The following is a 21,471-nucleotide window of genomic DNA, read 5'->3' as shown; positions in this document are numbered from 1 at the left end:
GGCATTTCTTTAGTTATTTAATATTATATTAACAATAAACCACATGAATAATCACAAAAAAAAGCCGCTTATTCCTGAACGAATAAACGGCTTTACGGGAACATGCCGAAATCAGTGCAGCACCGTGACCGCATCTTCAAGCCGTCCGGCGCGATGCTTCACCATGGCGGAGATGTGCGCACTCTCTTCCACCAGATCGGCGTTTTTCTGCGTGATGCTGTCCAGCTCCTCAACGGCGCGGGTCAGCTCAGACAAACCGGTCGCCTGTTCTGACGTTGAGTGGCTGATCTGGGCGATGAGCCGGGTGACGTTTTTCACCTGCTCGACGATATCATCCATCGTCCGGCCCGCGGCATGAACCTGATCGGAGCCGGACTGCACCTTGCTGGCGCTGGCATCAATCAACTTGCGGATATCGTTGGCGGCGTTCGCGCTGCGGCTGGCGAGATGGCGCACTTCACCGGCCACCACCGCAAATCCTTTGCCCTGCTCGCCCGCCCTCGCCGCTTCTACCGCCGCGTTCAGCGCCAGGATATTGGTCTGGAACGCGATATCGTTGATAAGCGTGGTAATGGAGCCGATTCGCTGCGTGCTGTCGGCAATGTCGTCCATGGTTTTCACCACGGTTTGCATCGCGTGCCCGCCTTCCGACGCCGCACTGCTGGCGGCGACGGAGAGTTTGTCCACTTCGGCAGCGGTCTCGGAGTTACTTTGCACCGATGCTGCCATCTGGTTCATGGTCGCCACGGTTTGCTGGACGTTGGAGACGGTCTGGCGCGTGCGGTCGTTCAAATCTTCATTGCCCTGCGCCAGTCGGTCGCTGCCGTCGCGTACGCTCACCACCTGGCTTGAAACGTCATTGATCAGCCAGCGGCACATCAGCCCCAGTTGCCCGACTGCGCGCAGCGTCAGCCCTAGCTCGTCGCTCCGGTTCAGGTGCTGCACGCTGTTACGTTCTCCGGTCGCCACTTTCAGTGCCTGACGCGCCACGTTCTCCACCGGGCGGACGATCTGCTGTTCAAATAATGCCGTGCCCACCAGCATGACAACGGCACTCGCGGCAAGCGATACCCAGCCCGCAGACGTTACGAAAAGCGTTGCGGCTAACAGTGCAAACAGGATGGCCATGACGCCGCGTACGCGCCAGCGCAGCGGCATCGCGGGCATCTTCCCGAGCCAGCCTTTGCGCACCACCAGTCCCTTATGGATACGCTTGTTGCAGCGGCCTTCATTCAGCGCCTTATAGAGCGGCTCAACCGCCGCGATCTCCTCCGCCGTCGCCCGGGTACGGATCGACATATAGCCGGTCATCTGCCCCTGACGGACCATCGGCACGGCGTTCGCCCGCACCCAGTAGTGGTCGCCGTTCTTGCGGCGGTTTTTGACGATCCCGCTCCACGGCTCGCCTTTTTGCAGGGTGTACCACATATCGGCAAACGCCGCTTTGGGCATATCCGGATGGCGTACCAGATTGTGCGGCTGCCCGATCAGCTCCTGAAGCGAATACCCACTGACCTGTACGAAAGTGTCGTTAGTGTGAGTCATATAGCTGTGGAGGTCGGTCGTCGACATGAGCGTGGTGTCGTCGTCCAGAGGGTATTCGTTCTGGGTGACGCTGGATGGAGAGGACATAATGAGCATCCCTTGCAGGTTATTTGAATGTTAATTTTGTGGTTTATTGTTTTTTCGGCGGTTAAGAATTTATCTTTAGTTGTTAAACATGATTGAGATCGCAAATTTCAGTTAAACCGCACTTTTTGCGCGCCTTTTTAATTAATTGATTTTAAATACTTTCGTTGTGAAATTACTCACAAAGCATGATCTGTTAACGCCCACTAAAGAAGCACACGCCGCACCGCACTGGTGCGCCTGCTTGCAGGAGGCAAAAACCGGCCTGCCGCTTCATCTCGTCCGGGCTTTACCGGCATGATTAAATATTGCGCAATAATCATTTCCCCTGGCGTTTATCCCGATTTTTGTTAAGTCCTCTGAAGTGGCGTAATCCCTGCAATAATTAACGCAGTATCATGTGATACGCGATCCCCGGGAGCATATTTTGAACAGGTTACCTTCCAGCGCCTCGGCTCTTGCCTGTACCGCGCACGCACTGAATCTCATTGAAAAGCGAACGCTTGACCATGAGGAGATGAAACACCTGAATCGCGAGGTCATCGACTACTTTAAAGAACATGTGAACCCTGGATTTTTGGAGTATCGCAAATCTGTTACCGCCGGCGGGGATTACGGAGCCGTAGAGTGGCAAGCGGAAAGTTTGAACACGCTTGTCGACACCCAGGGACAGGAATTTATCGACTGCCTGGGTGGTTTTGGCATTTTCAACGTGGGGCACCGTAATCCAGTTGTGGTTTCCGCCGTACAGAATCAACTCGCGAAACAACCTCTCCATAGCCAGGAACTGCTCGACCCGCTGCGCGCCATGCTCGCAAAAACGCTGGCGGCCCTCACACCCGGCAAACTGAAGTACAGCTTCTTTAGCAATAGCGGCACGGAATCGGTCGAAGCGGCGCTCAAACTCGCGAAGGCGTACCAGTCGCCGCGCGGGAAATTCACCTTTATTGCCACCAGCGGCGCGTTCCACGGTAAATCCCTGGGTGCACTGTCGGCGACTGCCAAATCGACCTTCCGCAAACCTTTTATGCCGCTGCTGCCGGGCTTCCGCCACGTGCCGTTTGGCGACATTAATGCCATGCGCACCGCCCTTAGCGAATGCCGTAAAACCGGCGATGACGTGGCGGCGGTGATCCTGGAACCCATCCAGGGCGAAGGCGGCGTGATCTTACCCCCGCAGGGCTATCTGCCCGCCGTGCGTCAGCTGTGCGATGAATTTGGTGCCCTGCTGATTTTCGACGAAGTGCAAACCGGCATGGGGCGCACCGGCAAGATGTTTGCCTGCGAGCATGAGAACGTTCAGCCGGACATCCTGTGCCTGGCAAAAGCGCTCGGCGGCGGGGTGATGCCGATAGGTGCCACGGTTGCCACCGAAGAGGTGTTCTCGGTGCTGTTCGATAACCCCTTCCTGCACACCACCACCTTTGGCGGCAACCCGCTGGCCTGTGCGGCCGCGCTGGCGACCATCAACGTGCTGCTGGAGCAAAACCTGCCTGCGCAGGCGGAGCAGAAAGGCGACATGCTGCTGGATGGCTTCCGTCAGCTGGGGCGTGAATATCCGGATCTGGTACAGGACGCGCGCGGCAAAGGCATGCTGATGGCCATCGAGTTTGTGGATAACGAAACCGGCTATAGCTTCGCGAGCGAGATGTTCCGCCAGCGTGTACTGGTGGCCGGTACGCTTAACAACTCAAAAACCATTCGCATTGAACCGCCGCTCACGCTGACGATTGAACAGTGTGAGCAGGTGCTAAAAGCGGCACGTAAAGCGCTGGCCGCGCTGCGGGTGAGCGTGGAAGAGGCGTGAGATTGTGCCGGGTGGCGTTAGCGCTTACCCGGCCTAATAAATACTGCATATGTAGGCCCGGTAAGCGTTAGCGCCACCGGGCTGCTTTTTATCGGTGAAACTCCGCCACCGTCATGGTGAAGCGAAGCATGGTATTGCCTTGACTGGCATAGCCGTGCGCCGCTTCGATTTTCGCCACCACGGACGCCCCGGCAGCAACCTGCAACAATTGATGCCTGGCGCAACGGCTCAGGTCCAACTGCTGGAACTGTAAGAGGACAACACGATATTTCACGGGTTAAGCGCCTTTCCGTTAACGCCCCTGAAAGAGGGTAAGTTTGACGAGCGGGCCTTTATCAATCTGCTGCGTCCCGTGGTCGACGCCGGCGTGGATTCGCTGGGTATTCTGGGTTCAACGGGCACGCGTATTTCACCGTTGAGGCGCGCGCACATAACCCGCTGCGCGGTGGAGCATGCCAATGCTCTTCCCGTCATGGTCAGTATTGGCGCGCTGAGGCTGGTCTGAAAAATACCGGGTGGCGCTAGCGCTTACCCGGCCTACAAAACAGTAACAGGCTGGGTAAGGGTTCAGGTTCAACTGCAGACCTTTTACTCACGCATGGAAATCTCGCAATAATGATTCCCTTTCCAGGATGAGATATCATTTCCCGATAATCGACCAGCAATCTCTGAGGGACCATGCGCTATTTTTTTCTGGAATGGGTCAATCCTTTCGAAATCATGATGCTTAATTCGCTTGCGCAGGATCATCCCGTTAAGCAAATTAATCGTATTATGCGACGTTACAAATCGATCAATGCCTTGTTACCAGGCAACGCGTTAAAAAAATGGCATAAACGCACGCATTGTGCTGTGAAACTATCAGCAATAAAACCCGATGATATTGCGATTTGTAATGGATACAGCATCTTTCCGTTCCTGGATTATGTCGCCAGGATGCCGTGTAAAAAAGTGCTGATTCTCCGCGACTCCGTAGATGCTCTGACGCGTAAACGTCGTCTCCTTGGGCAACTGGCTCACGATCAGGATTATATCGAGACCGTTCGCCCTGCGTTTGATGCTATTTATAGCTTTGATCCCGCCGATTGCGAACGCTATGGCCTGCGTGCGATAGAGCAGTTTTTACCCTTTAGCTGGAAAGAGGTTGAGCAGTTTCAAAAGCAACATCCAACGGAAAATAAAAGCTGTTTTTTTGTCGGTGGTTATGATCCCATTCGTGCAAATATTGTGCAAACATTAACACCGGTACTCGAAAATAGCGGCTACAAAACAGATTTCTTCCTGCTGGATAAGTACGGTAATCAGGACAACTATCCTGATAATTGTCAAAATAAAAAACTTAGCTATCAGGAGAATATTGAAAAAGCCAAACGCTGCTCGGTCATGCTGGAAATAAACAAACCCGAGCAACAGGGATTAACGCTCCGCGCCCTGGAGGCCCTGATACTGAACAAGAAACTGATCACCACAAACGCGTCTATTAAAAACATGGCACTTTACGATCCCGCCCGTATTTTCATTTATAACGGTGTTGATACCGAAGGCCTGGAGGCCTTTCTTCACGGTGATCTGCCTGAAAGGGATGAAAAACTCCTCAGACAATATTGCGCAGACAGCCTGCTCGCAACGCTGCAGAGGCATCATGCCTGACCGACGTTAGCCCGGCAGTACACTACCGGGCAAGGTCTCTACTCCGGCAGCAACCCCACAAAACAGCGCTTTTTGCGCGGCTCCGACATCAGCGCCTCAAGCTTCTCCACGCAGGCCAGATAGTGCGGTGTCTGCTTGTGCGCCAGCACTGCCGCTTCGTCTTTATAGGCCTCGTAGATAAAGAACCGGCTTTTCACCCGCGGGTCCTGCAGCACGTCAAAACGCAGGTTTCCCGGCTCCTGAATCGCCCCTTCGTGGTTGGCGCGAAACACCTCCAGAAACTCGTCCACGCGCTCGGGTTTGATGTTGATCTCGACTAACGTCACGTTCATTTTGCTTCTCCCTGTTTTTCTTCCTGCCAGAACTGGAACGCGTCCCGCGCGCTCATGTTCTCGTGAACCACTTTTTTCACCGCTTTCAGCATGGCGAGCGGCGCGCTGGACTGGAAGATATTCCGCCCCATGTCTACGCCGGACGCCCCCTGATCGATCGCCCGCCAGCACATCTCCAGCGCCTCGTTTTCCGGCAGCTTTTTGCCCCCGGCGATGACAATCGGCACCGGACAGCTGGCGGTCACTTTTTCAAAGCCCTCGTCGACATAATAGGTTTTAACGAACTGCGCCCCCATCTCGGCGGCAATACGGCTGGCGAGGGAGAAATAGCGGGCGTCACGCGCCATCTCTTTGCCAACGCCCGTCACCGCCAGCGTCGGCACGCCGTAGCGCGCGCCCGCGTCCACCAGTTTGATGATGTTATTGATCGACTGATGCTCAAATTCACTGCCGATATAGACCTGCGCCGCCACCGCGCAGGCGTTCAGGCGCAGCGCGTCTTCCATCGCGACCGCCACGCACTCGTTAGACAGTTCGCCCAGAATCGAGTTACCGCCCGAAGCGCGCAGCACCACCGGCTTATTGGTGGCCGCTGGCACGGTGCTTCGCAAAATACCGCGGGTGCACATCAGTACATCGGTTTCACCAAATAGCGGGGCAATAGAAAGATCGATACGCTCAAGGCCGGTGGTCGGGCCCTGAAAATAGCCGTGGTCAAAGGCCAGCATTACCGTGCGGTTGCTTTGCGGGTTGAAGATCCGCGCCAGCCGGGACTGCATGCCCCAGTCCAGCGAGCCACAGCCCTTCAGGGTATAGGGCGTGTTTACCTGTGGCGTGCCGATGCCAAAATCCTTGCCGTCTTTGATGTCGTCTAAATCAGCCATTTGCTCCCCCGTCAGAAATCGTATTTGCCGATGTTCTCTTTGGTAAACACCACGCGCTCCGGCAGCAGCACAATACCGTTGCCCTTCGCCTCATACTGGTAGCCCTGCACGCTGTTTGGCTCGACCTTGAGCGTGCCGATATCTTTTACCTCCACGCTGTCGCCCACGTTAAGATCGCCTTTTTTCAACAATTGATCGGCGACATTGACCGCAATTTTGCCCTGTTGCACCACATCCCACAGGCCGAAGGCTTTCACCGTGCCGCGTTCAACGTACGGACGCATGACGTTCGGTGTGCTGAACCCGACGATGGCGACGCCCTCCCGCTTCAGGTTTTCTGCCGCCTGCGCCGCAGCTGGCAGGGCGTTAGCGTCCGGGGCAATGATCGCATCCAGATCCGGATATGCTTTTAAGATCCCTTCAGCGGTTTGCAGGGATTTCGTGGCGTCGTTATAGCCGAACTGGGTGGTGACGACCTGCCACTGGGGATGATCTTTCTCGATTTTGGCCTTCGCCTCTTTGACCCACTGGTTCTGGTCAGTGACGGTTGGGCTGGAGTAGAAGAACGCGACTTTGGCATTCGGTTTGGTGACCTGCTTACCGGCCATATCGACCAGCAGGCCGCCGAGCTGTTCCGGCGTCCCCTGGTTGATGTAAATGCTGCGGCACTCCGGTTTAGTGTCGGAATCCCAGGTCAGCACCTTCACGCCGCGCTGCATCGCACGCTTCAGCGCCGGGCAGAGGCCGTCCGGCGACACGGCGGAGACGATAATCGCGTTATAGCCCTGGTTCACGAAGTTATTGATCAGCTGCACCTGGCCGGAGACGCTCGGCTCAGTCGGGCCGTCGTAGGTCACGTCCACGCCAAGATCTTTACCCGCCTCTTTCGCGCCGTTGCCGCCGCTGGTAAAGAACCCCACCCCCACCAGCTTCGGGATAAAGGCGATGCGGTCCGCCGCCTGCGCAGACGCCACGCTGAGCGCCATCGCCAGGACTATCAGTTTTGTTTTCATCTTACGCTCCGGATATGTTTTGTGAGGAGAGAGCGCACCCATTCACGGTGCAGACTCAGCGAACGTCCCATCACCACCACAACCAACAGCGCCCCTGACAGCGCGCTCGACACCTGGTTGGGGATGCCGACCATCTGTAAACCCTGTTGCAGATACCCCACCAGCAGCGCCGCCAGTGCCGTACCGATAACCGAACCTGAACCGCCGTAGATATTCGCGCCGCCCAGCACCGCGGCGGTCAGCGCGGGCATCAGTAAATCGCGCCCCAGATCCGAACGCGCCGAGCCGAAATAGGAGACCATCACCAGCGCGGCAATCGCCGAGGCGACGCCCACCAGGCCATACAGCGCGTAAGGCATACCGTTCACCGATAGCCCCGCATAGCGTGCCGCACGCGGATTTTGCCCCATCAAAAACAGGTGCCGACCGAAGCGCCCGCGATGGGTAATCAGCCAGAAGAAAAGGGTTATCACCGCGAACAGCACCAGCGGGATCGGCAGACCCAGCACGGTGAGGTTAGCGAAGGCGGTAAAACTGTCCGGAAAGCCGCCGATCCCCTCGTAGCCAGTCGCGCCCGCCATGCCGGAGAGCAGCAGCGCCCCGCCGCCATAGAGGTACAGCGTGCCGAGGGTTATCACTAACGGGCTGATGCCGGTGTAGTGGATCAGCGCGGCGTTCACCAGCCCGCACAACAGACCGAGCAGCAGCGTCAGCGGGATCGCCACCGCCATCGGCCACCCCGCCTGCATCATCACGCCCAGCGCAATGGCGCACAGGCCGATGGTGGAGCCGAGCGAAATATCGATCCCACCGCTGATGATGACCAGCGTCAGCGGCAGCGCCACAATACCGATGCAGATAAAGTCGCTGGTGCTGAACAGCAGCATATTGATATCGAGCATTCGCGGGTTGATGGCCCCAAAGAGCAGGATCTCCAGCACCAGCAAAATCAGCAGCGCGCTTTCCCAGTTAAGCCTCATTTACGCCACCTCTTTTTTGCGTTTTGGAAACGGGGTAACGTGCTTTCCCCCTTTATTACCCGGCTGGAAACGGCTGTATTTCAGCGCCCGCTGATGCCTTGCGAGCGCCTGACGCAAGCGCCCGTCGAGCACCAGCACGCCCAGCAGCACCAGCCCGGCAATAAAATCGTTCCACCAGGCCGGGAGCCTGAACAGCACCAGCACGGTGTCGATTTGGGTCAGGAAGAACGCACCGAGCAGCGCGCCAATCAGCGTGCCCGTCCCGCCCAGCAGCGAAATACCGCCAAGCACGCAGGCGGCGATGGCTTTCATCTCCAGGCCACTGCCGGTCTGATTCGGTACAAAGCCAATCTGCGCGGCAAAGACGATGCCTGCACAGGCCGCCAGCATCCCGTTAAGCGTAAAGGCGATTATCCGCGTGCGGTTGACCGCCACGCCCAGCTGGCGCGCGGCGGCGAGGTTGTCCCCCACGGCGTAGAAGTCACGGCCAAAGGCGGTGCGCGACAGCGTCCACGCGCCGACGGCGGCGAAGAACAGCACCACGAAGCCCAACGGTGAAATCCCGAGGGCAACCGGCGCGGAGAGCGCTTTCAGATCCGGCGGAAGCCCTTCAATCCACTTCCCGCCGGTCCAGAGCAGCATCGCCCCACGATACAGCCCCAGCGTGCCGAGGGTGGCGACAATCGCCGGTATCCGCAGCCCTACCACCAACACCCCGTTGAACGCGCCTGCCAGCGCGCCGATCGACAGGGCAAAAAGGATGGCGGCCGGCAGGCTGTAACCGCTGTTGAGCGCCACGCCAACCGCGATGGCAGACAGCCCCACGGTAGACCCGACCGAAACGTCGATGTTGCGGGTCAAAATCACCAGCGCCGCGCCAAGCGCCAGCAGGATCAGGATCTGCGCGCTGGCGAAAATCATCCCCAGGGTTTGCAGACTGAGATAGGCCGGGTTCAGCGCCACCAGCACAACGAACAGGGCGAGGATCGCCAGAAACGCGCTCAGCTCGCGGTTTTTCAGTAAGGTCTTCATGATTGCCCTCCAAACGCCAGCCCCATCATCCGATCGAGCGTCACGGCGTGGCGCGGCAGTTCACCGCTGAGCATGCCCTGATGCATGACCAGCACGCGATCCGCAAGACCGGGAAACTCGTCGAGATCGCTTGAGATCATCAGCACCGCCACGTTCTGCGCCGCCACGCTTTTGATCAACTGATAGATATCGGCGCGCGCCGAAACGTCCACACCGCGCGTGGGTTCATCGACAATCAGCAGCAGCGGGTTGGCCTCCAGACAGCGCGCCAGCAGGACCTTCTGCTGGTTACCGCCAGAGAGCGTGCGCACGGTTTGATCCGCATGGTTAAGCTTGATCCCCAGCGCCCGGTGATAACGCTCCACCACCGCAGATTCCCGCCTGCGCTGCTGCCAGAGAGACGGCTCGTTCAGGGTCACGGTGTTCCAGCGAACCGGCGCATCCAGGAACAGGCCGGAGACCTGCCTGTCTTCCGGCAGGTAGACCAGCCCTTTTTCCAGACGCGCGGCAACCGAATCCGCGTTGATCTCCTGATTTTCAAGCCAGACGCGTCCGCCGCGCACGGGGCGCAGGCCGTAAAGTGTTTCAGCGAACTCGGTACGCCCGGATCCCACCAGCCCGGCCAGGCCGACGATCTCCCCGGCGTAAATCTCCAGGCTGAGATCGATAAACCCTTCCCCGGTAAGATCGTCTACCCGCAGCACCGGAAAGTCCTGCGGCTGGGTCCGGCGATTCCCGGGCAGCGCCAGCCACAGTTTTTGCGTGTCGCTTAAGCGTTGTTCCCGGCTCACCGGGGTCATGGCGGCAATCAGGGCGTTATCGTCAAAGGTCGCGGTTTCGCCGCTCAGCACCACGGCCCCATCGCGCATCACCGAGACGTGGCTGGAAAGCTGGCGGATCTCCGGCAATTTATGTGAAATAAAGACAATGCCAACGCCCTGATCCTGCAGGGCGCGGATCTGGCGAAACAGCCGCTCGGTTTCGCCAGGGGTCAGCGACGCCGTAGGCTCGTCGAGGATCAGAATTGTTGCATTACGCATCAGCCCGCGCAGGATCTCCACCATCTGCTGATCCGCCACCTCCAGCGTGCTGGCGGTAGCATCGAGACTGAGCTGGCACTGCAGCTGCTGCAGCTTCTCCGCAAGACGCTCGTCCACCCCCTTTTCGCGCGGCAGGCGGAAAAGGATATTTTCCCGCACCGTCAGGTTAGGAAACAGCAGCGGCTCCTGCGGCACCAGGTAGATCCCCAGCCCGTGCGCCTGGCCGGGACTGAGGCGTGCATATGCCCGTCCGGCAACCGAAAGTTCACCGCTGTCCGGCGTCTCGACGCCAGCGATAATCTTCATCAGCGTCGATTTCCCCGCCCCGTTACCGCCCATTAACGCATGCACCTGGCCCGCAAGCAGCATGAAATCAATGCCTTTTAACACCGGCACGCCCGAGAATTGCTTGCTGATATTCCGTGCTTCGATAAGTTGGGTCATCACCGCTCCGCTGTTGAACAAATGATTTTTTGATTTAATAATGTTCAAAAGCGTAGACGGTGAACTATATTTACAACCGTGCAGGGATCACAGTTTTATCGATTAAGATCCAGATACCCCTAAAACAATTTTAAAGATCTGTTTTGCCGCGTGGCTCACATTTTCGGCCCGCGCCTGAGCGAACATATGATCTAAATTTTTATAAGAGTTCAAATATGAGCGATAAACGCACTGTGGAAGAGGGTCGTTTTGCCGGGCTGGCGCTGGCGGAAGAGGAGCTGGTCGCTCGCGTGGCATGGTGTTACTACCACGACGGGCTGACCCAGAACGACATTGGCGAACGGCTCGGCCTGCCGCGCCTGAAGATCTCCCGCCTGCTGGAGAAAGGCCGCCAGTCGGGGGTGATCCGCGTGCAGATCAACTCGCGCTACGAGGGCTGCCTGGCGCTGGAGACCGAACTGCAGCAGCGCTTTGGGCTGAAGCTGGTGCGCGTGATGCCCGCCCTTAACACCCCGCCGATGAATATGCGGCTGGGCATTGGCGCAGCGCAGTCGCTGATGGGCGTTCTGGAACCCGGCCAGCTGTTAGCGGTGGGATTTGGTGAAACAACCATGAGCAGCCTGCAGCACTTAAGCGGTTTTATTAGCTCACAGCAGATCCGCCTGGTAACGCTCTCCGGCGGCGTCGGGCCGTATATGACCGGTATCGGCCAGCTGGATGCGGCCTGTCGCGTCAGCATGATCCCCGCCCCGCTGCGCGTTTCATCCGCCGGGGTGGCCGGGATCTTAAAGCGTGAAACCAGCGTGCGGGACGTGATCCTCGCCGCCACCGCCGCCGACGTGGCGGTGGTTGGGATTGGTTCAGTGAACCAGCGCCGCGACGCCACCATTTTACGCTCCGGCTATATCAGCGAAGGTGAACAGCTGATGTACGCCCGGAAAGGGGCGGTGGGCGACATTCTCGGTTACTTCCTGAATGCCGACGGCGAGTGCGTCGAGGAGCTTGAGATCCATAAAGAATTACTCGGCGTCACCCTTGATGAACTGGCGCAGCTGCCCACCATCGTTGGCGTGGCCGGAGGTGAAGAGAAAGCCGATGCGATTTACGCCGCACTGAAAGGTCGCCGTATTAATGGCCTGGTGACGGAAGAGACGACAGCCCGCGCGGTGCTTGCTCTGGCAACATAAGAGACGGCCCTGCGCCTGACACGAGGCATGCTATGAGTTACCTTTTAGCGTTAGATGCAGGGACAGGCAGCGTTCGCGCCGTTATTTTCGATGTGCAGGGCAACCAGATTGCCGTCGGCCAGGCCGAGTGGAAACACCTGAGCGTGGAGAACGTGCCCGGCTCGATGGAGTTTGACCTCGAGACCAACTGGCGGCTGGCCTGCCAGTGTATTCACCAGGCGCTGGAGCGTGCCCACCTGCGCGCGGCGGATATTCAGTCCGTGGCCTGCTGCTCCATGCGCGAAGGCATCGTGCTGTATGACCGCAACGGCGACGCCATCTGGGCCTGCGCCAACGTCGACGCCCGCGCCAGCCGCGAGGTGGCCGAACTCAAAGAGATCCACGACGACCAGTTTGAATCCGAAGTGTATGACGTTTCCGGCCAGACACTGGCCCTGAGCGCCATGCCGCGCCTGCTGTGGCTGGCGCACCACCGCCCGGATATTTATCGCAAAGCGGCGACGATCACCATGATCAGCGACTGGCTGGCGGCAAAACTCTCTGGCGAACTTGCGGTGGACCCCTCCAATGCCGGCACAACCGGCATGCTGGATCTCTTTTCCCGCGACTGGCGTCCGGCGCTGCTCGACATGGCCGGGCTGCGCGCCGATATCCTCTCCCCGGTGAAAGAGACGGGAACCGTGCTGGGGGCCATTACCCGCGAAGCCGCGCAGCAGAGCGGCCTGCGCGAAGGCACGCCGGTGGTGATGGGCGGCGGCGACGTGCAGCTTGGCTGTCTCGGGCTGGGCGTGGTGCGTGCCGGGCAAACGGCGGTGCTGGGCGGCACTTTCTGGCAGCAGGTCGTCAACCTGCCGCAGGTGCGAACCGATCCGGATATGAACATCCGCGTGAACCCTCACGTCATCCCCGGTATGGCGCAGGCGGAGTCGATCAGCTTCTTTACCGGGCTGACCATGCGCTGGTTCCGCGACGCCTTTTGCGCGGAGGAGAAGTTAATTGCTGAACGCATGGGCATGGACACTTACACCCTGCTCGAAGAGATGGCCAGCCGCGTGCCTGCGGGCTCACACGGGGTGATGCCGATCTTCTCCGATGCGATGCATTTCAGGCAGTGGTACCACGCCGCGCCGTCGTTTATTAACCTCTCCATCGACCCGGAAAAATGCAACAAGGCCACGCTGTTCCGTGCCCTGGAAGAGAATGCGGCGATTGTCTCCGCCTGCAACCTGACGCAGATATCGCGATTCTCCGGCGTGACGTTTGACAGCCTGGTCTTTGCGGGCGGCGGCGCGAAGGGCGCGCTGTGGAGCCAGATTTTAAGCGATGTCACCGGGCTGCCGGTACGCGTGCCTGAAGTCAAAGAGGCGACGGCGCTGGGCTGTGCCATCGCCGCGGGTACTGGTGCCGGGCTGTTTACCGACATGGCCTCCACGGGCGAGCGGCTGGTGAAGTGGAGCCGCGAATTTACGCCGAACCCGGAATACCGGGAACTGTACGACGGCATGATGCAGAAATGGCAGGCGGTGTACGCGGATCAGCTTGGGCTGGTCGACAGCGGGCTGACCACGTCGATGTGGCAAGCCCCGGGTCTGGTGCGGGCATCCCCCTCACCCCGGCCCTCTCCCTGAGGGAGAGGGAGATCGTGTCCCCTCTCCCCGTGGGAGAGGTTTAGAGTGAGGGCACCAGGCCGCACAATATTTGAATCCCATCACAATCGCCGCATTACCCTTTTCCCTTTTACTCTCCGCTGGCTAAATTAGTAACTCATCCGACCACATAACAATAATTTTACACTGGAAGAGACTATGAGCCGCTACCCGTCGTTATTCGCCCCCCTCGATCTGGGGTTCACAACGCTCAAAAACCGCGTGTTGATGGGTTCGATGCACACCGGGCTGGAGGAGCGTCCGGACGGCGCCGAGCGGCTGGCCGCTTTCTACGCCGAGCGCGCCCGGCACGGGGTGGCGCTGATCGTTACCGGTGGCGTGGCCCCCGCGGTTTCTGGCGTGACGATGGAGGGCGGCGCGGTGCTGAACGATGCGGTCCAGCTGCCGCATCACCGGATCGTGACCGACGCGGTGCATAAAGAAGGCGGTAAAATTGCCCTGCAAATTCTGCATACCGGGCGCTACAGCTATCAGCCAAATCTGGTTGCCCCGTCGGCCCTTCAGGCCCCGATCAACCGCTTCACACCCCATGCCCTTACCCACGATGAGATCCTGGCGCTGATCGAGGACTTCGCCCGCTGCGCGGCGCTGGCGCGCGAGGCGGGCTATGACGGCGTAGAGGTGATGGGGTCGGAAGGCTACCTGATTAACGAGTTCCTCGCCGCCCGGACCAACCATCGTGACGACGAGTGGGGCGGCGATTATGCCCGCCGTATGCGTTTTGCCATCGAAGTGGTGCGCGCCGTACGGGAACGTGTGGGCGCAGATTTTATTATCGTCTACCGCCTGTCGATGCTCGATCTGGTGGAGGGCGGCGGCACGTTCGACGAAACCGTCCAGCTGGCGCAGGCAATTGAAGCCGCCGGGGCCACGATCATCAACACCGGCATCGGCTGGCACGAGGCGCGTATCCCGACCATCGCCACGCCGGTACCGCGCGCGGCGTTCAGCTGGGTGACGCGTAAACTGAAAGGGAAAGTGTCTGTTCCGCTGATTACCACTAACCGCATTAACGATCCGCAGGTGGCGGAAGAGGTCATTGCGCGCGCCGATGCCGACATGGTGTCGATGGCACGCCCGTTCCTCGCCGACGCGGCGATCCTTTCCAAAGCGCAAAGCGGACGCGCGGACGAGATCAACACCTGCATCGGCTGCAACCAGGCCTGTCTGGATCAGATCTTCGCGGGCAAAGTCACCTCCTGTCTCGTCAACCCGCGCGCCTGCCATGAAACGAAAATGCCGGTAACACCTGCCGTCACCCCAAAACGGCTCGCCGTGGTCGGCGCGGGCCCCGCCGGGCTGGCGTTTGCGGTGAATGCCGCCGCGCGCGGGCACAGCGTGACGCTGTTTGATGCCCTGGCTGAGATCGGCGGGCAATTTAATATTGCCAAACAGATCCCCGGCAAAGAGGAGTTTTACGAAACCCTGCGCTATTACCGCCGGATGATCGACCTGACGGGGGTCGAGCTGCGGCTTAACCATTTTGTGAATGCGTCTGATCTGGTGGCGTACGATGAGGTGATCCTGGCCAGCGGGATCGTCCCGCGCCTGCCGGCGATCGCGGGCGTCGATCATCCGAAAGTGCTGAGCTATCTCGACGTATTGCGCGACAAAAAACCGGTCGGCGATCGCGTGGCGATAATCGGCTGCGGCGGGATCGGTTTTGATACCGCCATGTACCTGAGCCAGCCGGGGGAAGCCACCAGCCAGAATATTGCGGCGTTTTGTGAGGAATGGGGGATCGATACCAGCCTCAATCAGATCGGCGGCCTGCGACCGGAAGGTCCGCAGCTGCCAAAAAGCCCGCGCCAGATCGTCATGCTGCAGCGTAAAGCCAGCAAACCGGGCGACGGGCTGGGCAAAACCACGGGCTGGATCCACCGCGCCACCCTGCTCTCACGCGGGGTGAAGATGATCCCGGCGGTGAGCTACCAGAAGATCGACGACGACGGGCTGCACGTGCTGATCGGCGGTGAGCCGCAGCTGCTGGCGGTGGATCATGTGATTTTGTGCGCCGGGCAGGAACCGAAGCGCGATCTGGCCGAACCGCTGCGTGAGGCGGGCAAAACGGTGCATTTGATCGGCGGGTGTGACGTGGCGATGGAGCTGGATGCGCGGCGGGCGATTGCGCAGGGAACAAAGCTGGCGCTGAGTATTTAACGGCATTGCCCGGTGGCGCTGCGCTTACCGGGCCTACGGGTCCGAGGCCATTGTAGGCCCGGTAAGCGCAGCGCCACCGGGCGTTTGAAACTACAGGCCTGTGCAAGCGCAGCGCCGCCAGGCGAAACACGCTTACCGACGACGCCCCAGCTTAACCGCTTTCAGCACCACAAACTTATTGTTCGTCGCAATGGTGACGCAGTTACCGAAAATCTTCTTCAGCTTGTGGAAGTAGTCCAGATGACGGTTTGCCACGATGTACAGCTCGCCGTTAATCTTCAGGCAGCGGCGGGCATGGTGGAACATCTCCCACGCGACGTTATCCGTCAGGGCGTGCTTCTGGTGGAACGGCGGGTTGCAGAACACGGCGTTGAAGCGGAAAGGCTCCACGCCCGACAGCGCGTTGTTGATCATAAACTCGCAGCGATCCAGCGCGTCCGGCATGTTGGTTTCGACGTTCAGACGGCTTGATGCCACCGCCATCGGCGACTCATCGCTAAACACCACGCTGGCGTCCGGGTTCTTCGCCAGCAGCGTCAGGCCAATTACGCCGTTGCCGCAGCCCAGGTCAACGATCTCGCCTTCCAGGTTTTCCGGCAGATGTTCGATAAAGAAACGCGCCCCGATATCCAGCCCGGTGCGGGAGAAGACGTTCGCGTGGTTGTGGATGGTCCAGTCGGTGCCCTCCAGTTTCCAGCTCAGGGTGTCTGGTGCGTCAGCCAGTTCCGGTGCGCTGAAGGTACAGTTGATCAGGCGCGCTTTTTTCCAGGCCAGCGTGGTGGTGGTGGGGCCGAGCACTTTTTCGAACAGTTCCAGCGTCGACGTGTGGATATCACGCGCCTTGGCACCGGCGATGATGCGCGTTTGTGGCGTGACGACCTTACGCAGCGCGCGCAGCTGCTGCTCCAGCAGCGCCATGGTTTTCGGCACTTTGATCAGCACCACGCCCGGCGCCTGCGGGTAATCCGCGGTGCTGTCGAGGAACTTCACGCTGCCTTCATCGATATCGTTATGGCGCAGGTTCTCGCGCGTCGCCAGCTCGCTTAAGTAAGAATCTCCGATGCTGTAAGGCGTGTGCTCCGCCAGGGCACAGCCCAGTGCGCCAAACGCGTCATTCAGGATCAGAACCGGGCCGCTGATTTCGGTGTCATCCAACTGCTGCAGCAGATAGTCATCCGCCGCTTCCCACGCCTGAAGCGGGTTAACGTCGTCCGTTTCCGGGAAACGTTTAAGGTTGAGTGAACGGAAACCGTTGTCTAAGTGGCTCATCGGCCCTCCTGAATGGTAAAATTTGGCTTATCCCTGAAAAGGGTGCGTGAGTATACCCGTTTTATTGTCGATTTGGGGCGTTGATGAACCAACTTACTTATCTCCAGGGCTACCCGGAGAACTTACTGACTCAGGTTCGCAGCCTGATTGCCGAACAAAAGCTGGGCGCGGTGCTGGAAAAACGTTATCCGGATACGCACGATTTCGCGACCGATAAGGCGCTCTGGCAGTATACGCAGGATCTGAAAAACCGGTATCTGAAGAGCGCGCCGCCGATCAATAAGGTGATGTACGACAACAAGATCCACGTGCTGAAAAATGCGCTTGGGCTGCACACCGCCATCTCCCGCGTGCAGGGCGGCAAGCTGAAAGCCAAAGCCGAGATCCGCGTGGCAACGGTGTTTCGCAACGCACCGGAGGCCTTTTTGCGGATGATCGTGGTGCATGAGCTGGCGCACCTGAAAGAGAAAGAGCACGACAAAGCGTTCTACTCCCTGTGCTGCCACATGGAGCCGCAGTACCACCAGCTGGAGTTTGATACCCGCCTGTGGCTGACGCATTTATCGTTAAAGAGTAATGCGCAGTAGCGCACGCGAAATGTCATGATGACGTGCTACAGTGGCTACAGGTCCCCCGTTACGGAGTACGTAAACGTCTATGATACGTTTCGCAGTTATTGGTACGAACTGGATCACACGCCAGTTCGTCGACGCCGCCCACGAAACCGGCAAATACAAGCTCACCGCAGTTTATTCCCGCAGCCTTGAGCAGGCGCAGAGTTTCGCCAACGACTACCTGGTCGAGCATCTATTCACCTCGCTCGACGAGATGGCGCAAAGCGACGCCATCGACGCGGTCTATATCGCCAGCCCGAACGCCCTGCACTTCCCGCAAACGACGCTGTTTCTCAGCCATAAAAAGCATGTGATTTGCGAGAAGCCGCTGGCCTCCAACATTCAGGAAGTGGAAGCCGCCATCGCACTGGCGCGCGAAAACCAGGTGGTGCTGTTCGAAGCCTTCAAAACCGCCAGCCTGCCGAACTTCCTGCTGTTGCAGCAGTCCCTGCCGAAAATTGGCAAGGTGCGTAAAGCCTTTATCAACTACTGCCAGTATTCGTCGCGCTATCAGCGCTACCTTGACGGTGAAAACCCGAACACCTTCAACCCGGCGTTCTCTAACGGCTCGATCATGGATATCGGTTTCTACTGCCTGGCCTCCGCCGTGGCGCTGTGGGGCGAACCGCACGGCGTGACGGCCACCGCCAGCCTGCTGGAGAGCGGCGTGGACGCGCACGGTATCGTGGTACTGGACTACGGTGATTTCAGCGTCACGCTCCAGCACTCCAAGGTGAGCGATTCAGTCTTACCGAGCGAAATTCAGGGCGAAGACGGCTCGCTGGTCATCGAAAAAATCTCCGAATGCCAGAAGCTCAGCATCGTGCCGCGCGGCGGCAAAGCGCAGGAGCTGACGCAGCCTCAGCATATCAACACTATGCTGTATGAGGCAGAGGTCTTTGCGCGTCTGGTTGAGGACAATGAGGTGAACCACCCGGGGCTGGCGGTCAGCCGCACCACGGCGAAACTGCAAACGGAGATCCGCCGTCAGACCGGCGTGGTGTTCCCGGCAGACGGCGTGGGTGCGCAAGTTACCGCGTAAAACTGTGTAATGAATTCATGCCGAGCCTTGACGGATCGCCGGGCCTGACATATTTTGTTACCAGCAAAGGGGAGTAACTTCCTTGCCGGTGGATCGTCATTACGATGCGTGCAATACCGCATCCGGTCGCCGGGCAACCCTCGTGGTTGTAAGTGAGACCTTGCCGGAAGGCGAGGTCTATGCATAAAAAGCTAACGGCTATCGTCTTCTGACCATAGCCGTTTTTGTTTTTTTATGTGTAAGGAAAATAGTATGCATTCTGTCGGCACTCCAATGTTGTGGGGCGGATTCGCGGTTGTCGTGCTCATCATGCTGGCGATCGATCTCTTTTTGCAGGGGCGTCGTGGCGAGCACGGCATGACCATGAAGCAGGCTGCCGCCTGGTCACTGGTGTGGGTCACCCTCTCCCTGCTTTTCTGCGCCGCCTTCTGGTGGTATCTGGCCTCGACCGAAGGCCGTACGGTGGCCGATCCTCAGGCACTCGCCTTCCTCACCGGTTATTTGATTGAAAAAGCCCTCGCGGTCGATAACGTCTTCGTCTGGCTGATGCTGTTCAGCTACTTTGCCGTGCCTGCGTCACTGCAGCGCCGCGTGCTGGTCTATGGCGTGCTGGGCGCGATTATCCTGCGTACCATCATGATCTTCGCGGGCAGCTGGCTGATCACCCAGTTTGAATGGCTACTGTACGTTTTCGGCGCGTTCCTGCTGTTCACCGGTGTCAAAATGGCGCTGGCGAAAGAGGATGAAACCGGCATCGGCGAGAAGCCGCTGGTGAAGTGGATCCGCAGTCACCTGCGCATGACGGACAAAATCGAAAGCGAGCACTTCTTCGTGCGCAAGAACGGCCTGCTGTTTGCCACCCCGCTGCTGCTGGTGCTGATTCTGGTTGAGCTGAGCGACGTGATTTTCGCGGTAGACAGCATTCCGGCAATTTTCGCGGTCACGACAGATCCATTCATCGTCCTGACTTCTAACCTGTTCGCGATCCTCGGCCTGCGTGCCATGTACTTCCTGCTGGCGGGTGCGGCAGAGCGCTTCTCCATGCTGAAGTACGGCCTGTCGGTGATCCTGGTCTTTATCGGTATCAAGATGCTGATTGTCGATTTCTACCACATTCCGATCGCCATCTCGCTCGGCATTGTGTTTGGCATTCTGATCGTGACGCTGATTATCAATACCTGGGTTAACCGCCAGCACGATAAAAAGCAGCAGGCTTAGTGCTTTTTGCCCGGTGGCGCTGCGCTTACCGGGCCTACAACGTCACCCCGAAGGCCGGGTAAGCGCAGCGCCACCCGGCACTTTCGTTAATCAACAGTTAAAAAATATGACGCAACACGTAAAATCCAGCATTTTACGCTTCCCTCCTTTCGCGCATTCCCTATACTCGACCAGGCAAACATTTTCTTACATCCGGACATAAATGTGACTTAGAGCACATCCGGAATGGAACACAATTTCACTCAGGAATACTGTATGAGCACACAATCAACGGGGCTTTTTGCGCGCCTGGCGCAGGGGAGTCTGGTTAAACAAATTCTGGTAGGGCTGGTGCTGGGTATTCTGCTGGCGATGGTGTCAAAACCTGCAGCGGAAGCCACGGGACTGCTCGGCACCCTTTTCGTGGGCGCTCTGAAAGCGGTCGCGCCGGTTCTGGTTCTGATGCTGGTCATGGCGTCGATAGCCAACCACCAGCACGGACAAAAAACCAACATTCGCCCTATTCTGTTCCTGTATCTTCTGGGGACTTTCTCTGCTGCATTAACTGCCGTTGTGTTCAGCTTCCTGTTCCCGTCCACGCTGCATTTAACCAGCGCGGCCGGTGATATCACGCCGCCCTCCGGGATTGTCGAAGTCCTTCGCGGGCTGCTGATGAGCATGGTCTCTAACCCTGTCACCGCGCTGATGGAAGGCAATTACATTGGCATCCTGGTGTGGGCGATTGGTCTGGGCTTCGCGCTGCGTCACGGTAACGACACCACGAAAAACCTGGTCAACGATCTGTCCAACGCCGTGACCTTTATGGTGAAGCTGGTGATTCGTTTTGCGCCAATCGGCATCTTCGGGCTGGTCTCTTCCACCCTGGCAACCACCGGTTTTGAGGCGCTGTGGGGCTACGCGCAGCTGCTGCTCGTTCTGGTCGGCTGTATGCTGCTGGTGGCGCTGGTGATCAACCCGCTGCTGGTGTTCTGGCAGATCCGTCGCAACCCTTATCCGCTGGTGCTGACGTGCCTGCGCGAAAGCGGCGTGTACGCCTTCTTTACCCGCAGCTCGGCGGCTAACATTCCGGTTAACATGGCGCTGGCTGAAAAACTGAACCTGGACCGCGATACCTATTCGGTGTCGATTCCGCTGGGCGCAACCGTCAACATGGCCGGCGCGGCCATCACCATTACCGTGCTGACGCTGGCGGCGGTGTATACGCTGGGTATTCCGGTGGATCTGCCCACGGCGCTGCTGCTGAGCGTGGTGGCATCGCTGTGTGCCTGTGGTGCATCCGGCGTGGCGGGCGGTTCGCTCCTGCTGATCCCACTGGCGTGTAATATGTTCGGCATCCCGAACGAGGTCGCCATGCAGGTGGTTGCCGTAGGCTTTATCATCGGCGTGCTGCAGGACTCCTGTGAAACCGCGTTGAACTCCTCAACCGACGTGCTATTTACCGCAGCGGCATGCCAGGCGGAAGACGCGCGTTTAGCGAAGAACGCCCTGCGCAGTTAAAAACAA

General features: G+C 58.6%; 18 protein-coding genes and 1 pseudogene. 10 read left to right on the top strand and 9 right to left on the bottom strand.

The genetic code is table 11. The features are described from left to right. Positions 1-111 precede the first annotated feature (111 nt). Positions 112-1,632, bottom strand: coding sequence for a methyl-accepting chemotaxis protein (locus tag I6L58_RS16075; protein WP_088208502.1), 1,521 nt, complete (start codon positions 1,630-1,632; stop codon positions 112-114). A 424-nt stretch (positions 1,633-2,056) separates the two neighbouring features. Here I6L58_RS16075 and ygjG point away from each other — a divergent pair, with 424 nt between their 5' ends. Beyond that, the gene (ygjG, locus tag I6L58_RS16070) at positions 2,057-3,436 is read left to right on the top strand and encodes a putrescine aminotransferase (RefSeq protein ID WP_176399428.1); all 1,380 of its coding nucleotides are present in this window, start codon (positions 2,057-2,059) and stop codon (positions 3,434-3,436) included. An 88-nt stretch (positions 3,437-3,524) separates the two neighbouring features. Here the strand turns inward: ygjG and I6L58_RS23060 are convergent. After that, positions 3,525-3,641 (bottom strand): annotated as a pseudogene (locus tag I6L58_RS23060) (XRE family transcriptional regulator); the annotation flags it as partial. A gap of 147 nt (positions 3,642-3,788) precedes the next feature. Here I6L58_RS23060 and I6L58_RS22935 point away from each other — a divergent pair. Together I6L58_RS22935 and I6L58_RS16055 are read left to right on the top strand one after the other, a co-directional pair. Continuing rightward, on the top strand, positions 3,789-3,941 hold the full coding sequence (locus tag I6L58_RS22935) for a hypothetical protein (RefSeq protein WP_254082122.1): 153 nt from the start codon (positions 3,789-3,791) through the stop codon (positions 3,939-3,941). A 173-nt stretch (positions 3,942-4,114) separates the two neighbouring features. Next, positions 4,115-5,086, top strand: coding sequence for a hypothetical protein (locus tag I6L58_RS16055; protein ID WP_088208500.1), 972 nt, complete (start codon positions 4,115-4,117; stop codon positions 5,084-5,086). Between the two features lie 38 nt (positions 5,087-5,124). Here I6L58_RS16055 and lsrG read toward each other — a convergent pair whose 3' ends face one another. The 6 genes from lsrG to lsrA are packed head-to-tail and all read right to left on the bottom strand — an operon-like array spanning position 5,125 to position 10,811. Beyond that, complete coding sequence (gene lsrG, locus I6L58_RS16050; RefSeq protein ID WP_088208499.1) at positions 5,125-5,418, bottom strand: (4S)-4-hydroxy-5-phosphonooxypentane-2,3-dione isomerase; 294 nt, start codon at positions 5,416-5,418, stop codon at positions 5,125-5,127. Next, positions 5,415-6,302, bottom strand: a complete 888-nt coding sequence (gene lsrF / locus I6L58_RS16045; RefSeq protein ID WP_088208498.1) for a 3-hydroxy-5-phosphonooxypentane-2,4-dione thiolase — start codon at positions 6,300-6,302, stop codon at positions 5,415-5,417. Before lsrF ends, lsrG begins: the two co-directional genes overlap by 4 nt. 11 nt (positions 6,303-6,313) lie before the next feature. Continuing rightward, complete coding sequence (gene lsrB, locus I6L58_RS16040) at positions 6,314-7,315, bottom strand: autoinducer 2 ABC transporter substrate-binding protein LsrB (RefSeq protein WP_088208497.1); 1,002 nt, start codon at positions 7,313-7,315, stop codon at positions 6,314-6,316. Continuing rightward, positions 7,312-8,295, bottom strand: coding sequence for an autoinducer 2 ABC transporter permease LsrD (gene lsrD / locus I6L58_RS16035; protein WP_058609441.1), 984 nt, complete (start codon positions 8,293-8,295; stop codon positions 7,312-7,314). Before lsrD ends, lsrB begins: the two co-directional genes overlap by 4 nt. Continuing rightward, positions 8,296-9,327 carry an autoinducer 2 ABC transporter permease LsrC gene (gene lsrC, locus I6L58_RS16030; RefSeq protein ID WP_088208496.1) on the bottom strand — a complete coding sequence of 344 codons (1,032 nt, stop codon included), beginning with the start codon at positions 9,325-9,327 and terminating at the stop codon, positions 8,296-8,298. Beyond that, the gene (gene lsrA / locus I6L58_RS16025; RefSeq protein WP_088208495.1) at positions 9,324-10,811 is read right to left on the bottom strand and encodes an autoinducer 2 ABC transporter ATP-binding protein LsrA; all 1,488 of its coding nucleotides are present in this window, start codon (positions 10,809-10,811) and stop codon (positions 9,324-9,326) included. Before lsrA ends, lsrC begins: the two co-directional genes overlap by 4 nt. Positions 10,812-11,026: 215 nt before the next feature. Between lsrA and lsrR the strand changes: the two genes are divergently transcribed. The 3 genes from lsrR to I6L58_RS16010 all read left to right on the top strand — a co-directional run bounded on the left by lsrR (position 11,027) and on the right by I6L58_RS16010 (position 15,825). Then, complete coding sequence (gene lsrR / locus I6L58_RS16020) at positions 11,027-11,998, top strand: transcriptional regulator LsrR (protein WP_088208494.1); 972 nt, start codon at positions 11,027-11,029, stop codon at positions 11,996-11,998. A 32-nt stretch (positions 11,999-12,030) separates the two neighbouring features. Then, a complete protein-coding gene (gene lsrK, locus I6L58_RS16015) occupies positions 12,031-13,626 on the top strand; it encodes an autoinducer-2 kinase (protein WP_088208493.1) in 1,596 nt (531 codons plus the stop codon). A 177-nt stretch (positions 13,627-13,803) separates the two neighbouring features. After that, positions 13,804-15,825 (top strand): NADPH-dependent 2,4-dienoyl-CoA reductase, encoded by a 2,022-nt coding sequence (locus tag I6L58_RS16010; RefSeq protein ID WP_088208492.1) that lies wholly within the window; start codon positions 13,804-13,806, stop codon positions 15,823-15,825. Between the two features lie 132 nt (positions 15,826-15,957). Here I6L58_RS16010 and rlmG read toward each other — a convergent pair whose 3' ends face one another. Beyond that, positions 15,958-17,094 carry a 23S rRNA (guanine(1835)-N(2))-methyltransferase RlmG gene (gene rlmG, locus I6L58_RS16005; RefSeq protein WP_088208491.1) on the bottom strand — a complete coding sequence of 379 codons (1,137 nt, stop codon included), beginning with the start codon at positions 17,092-17,094 and terminating at the stop codon, positions 15,958-15,960. A gap of 83 nt (positions 17,095-17,177) precedes the next feature. Here rlmG and I6L58_RS16000 point away from each other — a divergent pair, with 83 nt between their 5' ends. From I6L58_RS16000 to sstT, 4 genes are all read left to right on the top strand, one after another. Next, a complete protein-coding gene (locus tag I6L58_RS16000) occupies positions 17,178-17,681 on the top strand; it encodes a YgjP-like metallopeptidase domain-containing protein (protein WP_006178666.1) in 504 nt (167 codons plus the stop codon). A 70-nt stretch (positions 17,682-17,751) separates the two neighbouring features. After that, on the top strand, positions 17,752-18,750 hold the full coding sequence (locus I6L58_RS15995) for a Gfo/Idh/MocA family protein (protein WP_058609436.1): 999 nt from the start codon (positions 17,752-17,754) through the stop codon (positions 18,748-18,750). A gap of 252 nt (positions 18,751-19,002) precedes the next feature. Continuing rightward, on the top strand, positions 19,003-19,968 hold the full coding sequence (locus tag I6L58_RS15990) for a TerC family protein (protein ID WP_088208490.1): 966 nt from the start codon (positions 19,003-19,005) through the stop codon (positions 19,966-19,968). A 255-nt stretch (positions 19,969-20,223) separates the two neighbouring features. Next, positions 20,224-21,465: a serine/threonine transporter SstT gene (sstT, locus tag I6L58_RS15985; RefSeq protein ID WP_088208489.1), complete on the top strand. Its 1,242-nt coding sequence runs from the start codon at positions 20,224-20,226 to the stop codon at positions 21,463-21,465. Positions 21,466-21,471: the final 6 nt, after the last annotated feature.

The sequence above is a fragment of the Enterobacter cancerogenus genome (assembly GCF_019047785.1).
GTDB lineage: Bacteria > Pseudomonadota > Gammaproteobacteria > Enterobacterales > Enterobacteriaceae > Enterobacter > Enterobacter cancerogenus.
Note: the sequence above shows the minus strand (reverse complement) of the source record. Positions and strands in the feature narration are given on the sequence as shown.

Bases quoted from the DNA above. Each gene is read 5' to 3' on its own strand.
- I6L58_RS15990 (WP_088208490.1), top strand. From the start codon at position 19,003: ATGCATTCTGTCGGCACTCCAATGTTGTGGGGCGGATTCGCGGTTGTC.
- I6L58_RS16010 (WP_088208492.1), top strand. From the start codon at position 13,804: ATGAGCCGCTACCCGTCGTTATTCGCCCCCCTCGATCTGGGGTTCACA.
- I6L58_RS16055 (WP_088208500.1), top strand. From the start codon at position 4,115: ATGCGCTATTTTTTTCTGGAATGGGTCAATCCTTTCGAAATCATGATG.
- lsrG (WP_088208499.1), bottom strand. From the start codon at position 5,418: ATGAACGTGACGTTAGTCGAGATCAACATCAAACCCGAGCGCGTGGAC.
- sstT (WP_088208489.1), top strand. From the start codon at position 20,224: ATGAGCACACAATCAACGGGGCTTTTTGCGCGCCTGGCGCAGGGGAGT.
- lsrF (WP_088208498.1), bottom strand. From the start codon at position 6,302: ATGGCTGATTTAGACGACATCAAAGACGGCAAGGATTTTGGCATCGGC.
- I6L58_RS16000 (WP_006178666.1), top strand. From the start codon at position 17,178: ATGAACCAACTTACTTATCTCCAGGGCTACCCGGAGAACTTACTGACT.
- I6L58_RS16075 (WP_088208502.1), bottom strand. From the start codon at position 1,632: ATGTCCTCTCCATCCAGCGTCACCCAGAACGAATACCCTCTGGACGAC.
- lsrC (WP_088208496.1), bottom strand. From the start codon at position 9,327: ATGAAGACCTTACTGAAAAACCGCGAGCTGAGCGCGTTTCTGGCGATC.
- I6L58_RS15995 (WP_058609436.1), top strand. From the start codon at position 17,752: ATGATACGTTTCGCAGTTATTGGTACGAACTGGATCACACGCCAGTTC.
- lsrK (WP_088208493.1), top strand. From the start codon at position 12,031: ATGAGTTACCTTTTAGCGTTAGATGCAGGGACAGGCAGCGTTCGCGCC.
- rlmG (WP_088208491.1), bottom strand. From the start codon at position 17,094: ATGAGCCACTTAGACAACGGTTTCCGTTCACTCAACCTTAAACGTTTC.
- lsrA (WP_088208495.1), bottom strand. From the start codon at position 10,811: ATGACCCAACTTATCGAAGCACGGAATATCAGCAAGCAATTCTCGGGC.
- lsrD (WP_058609441.1), bottom strand. From the start codon at position 8,295: ATGAGGCTTAACTGGGAAAGCGCGCTGCTGATTTTGCTGGTGCTGGAG.
- lsrR (WP_088208494.1), top strand. From the start codon at position 11,027: ATGAGCGATAAACGCACTGTGGAAGAGGGTCGTTTTGCCGGGCTGGCG.
- lsrB (WP_088208497.1), bottom strand. From the start codon at position 7,315: ATGAAAACAAAACTGATAGTCCTGGCGATGGCGCTCAGCGTGGCGTCT.